This window comes from Vibrio sp. Isolate22 (genome assembly GCF_022398115.1).
Classification (GTDB): Bacteria; Pseudomonadota; Gammaproteobacteria; order Enterobacterales; family Vibrionaceae; genus Vibrio.
Genome location: NZ_JAKEUW010000137.1, coordinates 1 through 1,571 on the forward strand (window position 1 = coordinate 1; position 1,571 = coordinate 1,571).

The following is a 1,571-nucleotide window of genomic DNA, read 5'->3' on the forward strand; positions in this document are numbered from 1 at the left end:
TCATCATATAACGCACCTTATGCGGATTCACTTATGTTCATCATGCTGACTACCTAGCACTCACCCGATTGTGGTTATCAGGAGGATCGTTCTCTCGCGATTTAGATCCCGACTGGTGCATGACTACCAGTCTTCGTTACATTGTCAGACTCGCTACTTTATTCAGAGTCCTAGGTTCATCTGGTGATACAGATGGTTCACACATTAAGCGGTGAACAGCGCTTCATACGACCTCACGTCGCACGCCCCAAAGTGAGTTACGCTTCAAAGTTTAAACAATGATGTTCAGTTAACTTTGATATACAAAAAGTAATGACAGGCAAAATGCAAGACTTACCTAATTCCGCTGTAGGATGCATGGGTTACTAGTAATCGCCCTGACAGACCAAAAATGCCAGAAGTTTAAAGTCATACAAACAGATATGCATTTGAGCACCTAACCTTGGGGCTTTATGCTATGTTTGAAATAGTTTACTAGGAAGGTTATTGGTCGAGTCAAATCGACGCTTGCAATGGGTCACGTTTTGTTGGTTTTGTATAACGATAATCATCTAAATCACTAGTCTAATGCTCTGATTTTTCAGGGAAAATTTTTAATTAGTTTGGAGTTGTGGATGCTATCACACGATTGGTCACTTAATGCCGAAAAAAGAAGAAAGGATAGAGAGGAGAATGGACTATCCATTAATGAAGCTCAATCATCTTTAGGTATGTATCGAACCTCGGTTTATCCAATAGCAACAGAAGTTGCTGATTTTATATTTTCAAATTGGGGGGCTCGAATGGTCGCAAGACTAGATAAAGAATCCCGAAAAATACTGTTTGAAATTTTTGATTCTGAATTTAATACTGACAGTGAAACAATTTTGGTTAGGATTCGTGATATTCCGTTCGAGCTTGGAACGAAGCTTAGGTGGAAGAGCAATCCTAATGTTTCTGCAGAAATAAACTCCGAAGGAATTTTTTTAAATGGAAAGGTGTTTACTTCTTTTTCTAGGGCAGGGACTGAAATTACCAAGAACAGTGTTAATGGTTGGAAAACATGGGAATATTATTGCAATGAATCTTCGTGCTGGTTTAGCGTAAACAGACGTCGGAAAGAATACGTAGATAAAATTTCAACGGATGTACTTACCAGAATAAATCCGACCAACTAGCGTAAATTGGGGAGTTGAAGTGATTAACGTAACGTCACTTAGTGCCCACCTCAACCAAGCCTGTTAGCTAGTGCGATTTTACTCAACGCGCTAGCTATTCAAAACTCACTTTGCAATACCTGTAGTTATTTATGACTTGCTAAATTAGCAAAGACACCAACTCGAAATTGTCCGTGCGACGTGAAGTCGCATGAAGCGCTGTTCACCGCGATAAGAGTGAACCGTTTGTATCACCAGACGACCCTAAGGCTCTGAATAAAGCAGCGAGCCTGACAATGTAACGAAGTTTGGCACTGTGCCAAACGGGAGCAGAACCGTGAGGGAATGCTCCTCCTGATAACCACGAATTGGGTGAGTGCTAGGGAATCAGTATGATGAACGAAAGTGAATCCATGTAAGGTGCGTTATACGTGA

1 protein-coding gene is annotated in these 1,571 nt (G+C 40.9%); it reads left to right on the forward strand.

Annotation, left to right across the window (positions count from 1 at the left end):
* Positions 1 to 614 precede the first annotated feature (614 nt).
* A complete protein-coding gene (locus tag L1D55_RS27220; RefSeq protein WP_132942272.1) occupies positions 615 to 1,157 on the forward strand; it encodes a hypothetical protein in 543 nt (180 codons plus the stop codon).
* The last annotated feature ends 414 nt before the right edge of the window (positions 1,158 to 1,571 follow it).